4 protein-coding genes and 1 pseudogene are annotated in these 4,439 nt (G+C 36.2%); 4 read left to right on the top strand and 1 reads right to left on the bottom strand.

Annotated elements, in window-relative coordinates; translation table 11 throughout:
* The 3 genes and pseudogenes from FTV12_RS16125 to FTV12_RS16115 all read left to right on the top strand — a co-directional run.
* Nucleotides 1-74, top strand: a pseudogene (locus tag FTV12_RS16125) (transcriptional regulator); the annotation flags it as partial.
* A 492-nt stretch (nucleotides 75-566) separates the two neighbouring features.
* Nucleotides 567-2,042 carry an ABC-F type ribosomal protection protein Msr(E) gene (msr(E), locus tag FTV12_RS16120; protein ID WP_000052512.1) on the top strand — a complete coding sequence of 492 codons (1,476 nt, stop codon included), beginning with the start codon at nucleotides 567-569 and terminating at the stop codon, nucleotides 2,040-2,042.
* Between the two features lie 55 nt (nucleotides 2,043-2,097).
* On the top strand, nucleotides 2,098-2,982 hold the full coding sequence (locus tag FTV12_RS16115; protein WP_000155092.1) for an Mph(E) family macrolide 2'-phosphotransferase: 885 nt from the start codon (nucleotides 2,098-2,100) through the stop codon (nucleotides 2,980-2,982).
* A 189-nt stretch (nucleotides 2,983-3,171) separates the two neighbouring features.
* Here the strand turns inward: FTV12_RS16115 and FTV12_RS16110 are convergent, their stop codons facing one another.
* A complete protein-coding gene (locus FTV12_RS16110; protein ID WP_015060246.1) occupies nucleotides 3,172-3,783 on the bottom strand; it encodes a recombinase family protein in 612 nt (203 codons plus the stop codon).
* Nucleotides 3,784-3,983: 200 nt separating this feature from the next.
* On the opposite strand from FTV12_RS16110, the gene FTV12_RS16105 reads away from it, so the two are divergent.
* Nucleotides 3,984-4,259 carry a hypothetical protein gene (locus FTV12_RS16105; protein ID WP_004967304.1) on the top strand — a complete coding sequence of 92 codons (276 nt, stop codon included), beginning with the start codon at nucleotides 3,984-3,986 and terminating at the stop codon, nucleotides 4,257-4,259.
* Nucleotides 4,260-4,439: the final 180 nt, after the last annotated feature.

The following is a 4,439-nucleotide window of genomic DNA, read 5'->3' as shown; positions in this document are numbered from 1 at the left end:
AGGGACGACGCTATCCAACTGGACCAGCAGCTACATTGATTCGAATTTTAGATGCTCACCCAAGCCTTATTTGAAAAAATTACTTAAAAAATGGGAGCTTAAGGCTCCCATTTTTATTTCGTATAAGGTGTATTATGTTAATTTTAGAAAATCTTCACTACTATTATTTTAAAATAAGCCTTATATCCAAGCATAAAACAAGGTTGTCTAGACTTCTTTTAACAGTAAAGTTATCATAAAACTGAATTTTATTTTTTAGGTAAGTTTATGCATTCTATCCGCATTCGTTAAGACACAACTATTTGCATAGTGACACTATTTTATAATGGTGGGCTTTTGTTGTGTCTTTAAGAATATATGCGGATATATAAAGTAAAAGTATGCTTAATTTATAAGTATGCTTTTAGTGCATAGTTTCCAGTTATAACTTAATTGACTAGCTATTTGTCCACCCTGTGGATGAATAGCTTTTTTTTTGGGAGGACACTGTGATGCTAGCTTTTGTTTTCACCTAAATCCTGTTTGCTGCATAAAAAATTTCAAGAGCTAAACAGGAGTAAATAAAAATGAGTTTAATTATTAAAGCGAGAAACATACGCTTGGATTATGCTGGGCGTGATGTTTTGGATATTGATGAATTGGAAATTCACTCTTATGACCGTATTGGTCTTGTGGGTGATAACGGAGCAGGAAAGAGTAGTTTACTCAAAGTACTTAATGGCGAAATTGTTTTAGCCGAAGCGACATTACAGCGTTTTGGTGATTTTGCACATATCAGCCAACTGGGCGGAATCGAAATAGAAACGGTCGAAGACCGGGCAATGTTATCTCGCCTTGGTGTTTCCAATGTACAAAACGACACAATGAGTGGCGGAGAGGAAACTCGTGCAAAAATTGCTGCCGCATTTTCCCAACAAGTACATGGCATTCTAGCGGATGAACCAACCAGCCACCTTGATCTCAATGGAATAGATCTACTTATTGGTCAACTTAAAGCATTTGATGGAGCATTACTTGTTATCAGTCATGACCGATATTTTCTTGATATGGTTGTAGACAAGATATGGGAGTTAAAAGACGGTAAAATTACGGAATATTGGGGTGGTTACTCGGATTACTTGCGTCAAAAAGAAGAAGAGCGACAACACCAAGCCGTAGAATATGAGCTGATGATGAAGGAACGGGAGCGATTAGAATCTGCTGTGCAAGAAAAACGCCAGCAAGCTAATCGATTAGACAATAAGAAAAAAGGAGAAAAATCCAAAAACTCTACCGAAAGTGCTGGACGACTTGGGCATGCAAAAATGACTGGCACCAAGCAAAGAAAACTGTATCAGGCAGCTAAGAGTATGGAAAAGCGTTTGGCTGCATTAGAAGATATTCAAGCACCAGAGCATTTGCGTTCTATTCGTTTTCGTCAAAGTTCAGCCCTAGAACTGCACAATAAGTTCCCGATTACGGCAGATGGTCTGAGCTTAAAATTTGGTAGCCGTACTATCTTTGATGACGCTAACTTTATAATACCGCTTGGCGCTAAAGTCGCTATAACTGGATCGAATGGAACAGGGAAAACGTCCTTGTTAAAAATGATATCAGAACGTGCTGATGGATTAACCATATCTCCAAAAGCTGAAATTGGCTACTTTACACAAACAGGATATAAATTTAACACGCATAAATCTGTGCTCTCCTTTATGCAGGAAGAGTGCGAGTACACAGTTGCGGAAATTCGTGCAGTATTGGCTTCAATGGGGATCGGAGCGAATGATATTCAAAAAAACTTATCCGACTTATCGGGAGGTGAAATCATCAAACTGCTTTTATCCAAAATGCTTTTAGGAAAATATAATATTTTGCTTATGGATGAACCAGGAAACTATCTTGACCTAAAAAGTATTGCCGCATTAGAAACAATGATGAAGTCCTATGCAGGAACTATTATCTTCGTATCTCATGACAAGCAATTGGTCGATAATATTGCTGACATTATCTACGAGATCAAAGACCACAAAATCATCAAGACTTTTGAGAGAGATTGTTAATGATAGCCAATCTAATCCGAACATTAATTATTGAACTCTTTAAAGGAAATTAAAAATGACAATTCAAGATATTCAATCACTTGCTGAAGCACACGGCTTGTTGCTTACGGACAAAATGAATTTCAATGAAATGGGCATTGATTTTAAGGTCGTTTTTGCTCTTGATACAAAGGGGCAACAATGGTTGCTGCGTATTCCTCGTCGTGATGGCATGAGGGAACAAATCAAGAAAGAAAAACGCATTTTAGAATTGGTAAAAAAACATCTTTCTGTAGAGGTTCCTGATTGGAGAATTTCATCTACAGAATTAGTGGCTTATCCCATACTTAAAGATAATCCTGTTTTAAATTTGGATGCTGAAACCTATGAAATAATTTGGAATATGGACAAAGATAGCCCGAAATACATAACATCTTTGGCAAAAACCTTATTTGAAATCCATAGTATTCCTGAAAAAGAAGTTCGGGAAAATGATTTGAAAATTATGAAACCTTCAGATTTAAGACCTGAAATAGCAAACAATTTGCAGTTAGTAAAATCTGAAATTGGTATAAGTGAGCAATTGGAAACCCGCTACAGAAAATGGTTGGATAATGATGTTCTATGGGCAGATTTCACCCAATTTATACATGGCGATTTATATGCTGGGCATGTACTAGCTTCAAAGGATGGAGCTGTTTCAGGCGTTATTGATTGGTCAACAGCCCATATAGATGACCCAGCGATTGATTTTGCTGGGCATGTAACTTTGTTTGGAGAAGAAAGCCTCAAAACTCTAATCATCGAGTATGAAAAACTAGGGGGTAAAGTTTGGAATAAACTATATGAACAGACTTTAGAAAGAGCAGCGGCCTCTCCTTTGATGTATGGTTTATTTGCCTTAGAAACTCAAAATGAAAGCCTTATCGTTGGAGCAAAAGCTCAGTTGGGAGTTATATAATTTAAAAATATGATTGCTGAGAACTGCCTTGTTTTGAAACTTGGTTGGCTTTAATTAGTTTTTAGTATTCTTTATAGAAAATGCCTCGATCAAGGGGCATTTCTAACAATCATTTAACATAAAATTTCTTATGTGAAGTAACCTGAATGCAGCGGTGCCCCATTGGGGGCGCGTTGAGATAAGCCTCTTTTAGATAACTTTAGCAACTCGATAGACAGTTGCAACTCCACAATTCACTGCTTTGGCAATTTCTTCCTTAGTCATATTGCCAACTACTAGCAATTCTTTTATTCGTTTATGTTTAGCCTCATTTGCCTTCTTGCCTGTTGGTTTGTAACCCGAACGTGCCAGGCCCTGCTTAATACGTTCTATACGTTTCTCATTGTCTAGGCGGGCCATTGTTGCCAGAAGATCAATCAACATATTGTTGATGAGTTCCAAGATTGAATGAGTAATGCTGTCACTGGTTTGAATCATTTGGTAGGTAGTAGGAAGATCTGCTACGACTAAACGAAGTCCCTTCTCCTGGATCCTGCGCTTCAGCTCTTGAAAATCTCGTTGGGTTAGGCGTGATAAGCGGTCAATACTTTCAACTAACAATGTGTCACCTTGATTTGCTTCTGACAGTAGCTTATTCAATTCAGGTCGGTCTAACTTCGTACCACTATAGTTTTCCACGTACACAATGGTTTCACCCAAATTCAAGTTTTGGTTTAGATCCTGAAGAATCTGCAAAGCCCTTTCTGCATCTTGATCTTTAGTTGAAGCTCGTAGATAAATACGTGTATTCATTTCTATCATTTAATCTTAATTCTATTAGATTAATGATAATACTATCATTTAATTATTGCATTAAGTCTAATGATAGATATTGTATGCGATTTGGCTCGCTATCATTCAGGTATAGTCTTTTGATAAAAAAAGCATGACTAAAAGCCATGCCTTGGGAATTCGTATAACGTGTATTATGTTAATTTTAGAGAATCTTAAAAAATACTTTTATGAAAAATAAAATTGAAGATTTAAAATCAACAATTCAAGAACTAATAGAATTGTTTGAAGAACAGAATTTAGAACATTGGGCAGAAATGTATAAAAGAATACTGTTCTATATTGATGATGATCTAGAATACGCAAAATATAAAATACAAAGTACCATTGGAGGAATGGGATCAATGGATGATATCGTTTTATATCGCAATGGTGATCCACTTATCAAAGAAAACAATCGTTTGGATTACTTAAGAAGTAAATTATATGTTTTTTGCGAAAGCTAAATTATTCTTAATATCGCTAATTTAACATAATGGCGATTATACGAATCTAAAAATGTAACTCCAAAATAGAAATGTCCGGTTTCTCCAAAGTAAAAATGTCCGCTTTTAGAATATGCACTTTTGCAATTTCGTTAGCGGACGGTTTGATATGTTGGTGTCTATGTCGGATAAAGAACTTAA

Source organism: Acinetobacter sp. YH12233 (assembly GCF_013417725.1).
GTDB lineage: Bacteria > Pseudomonadota > Gammaproteobacteria > Pseudomonadales > Moraxellaceae > Acinetobacter.
The sequence above is the reverse complement of the archived record's forward strand: the minus strand, read 5'-3'. Positions and strand labels throughout refer to the sequence as shown.

Bases quoted from the DNA above. Each gene is read 5' to 3' on its own strand.
- FTV12_RS16115 (WP_000155092.1), top strand. From the start codon at position 2,098: ATGACAATTCAAGATATTCAATCACTTGCTGAAGCACACGGCTTGTTG.
- FTV12_RS16110 (WP_015060246.1), bottom strand. From the start codon at position 3,783: ATGATAGAAATGAATACACGTATTTATCTACGAGCTTCAACTAAAGAT.
- FTV12_RS16105 (WP_004967304.1), top strand. From the start codon at position 3,984: ATGAAAAATAAAATTGAAGATTTAAAATCAACAATTCAAGAACTAATA.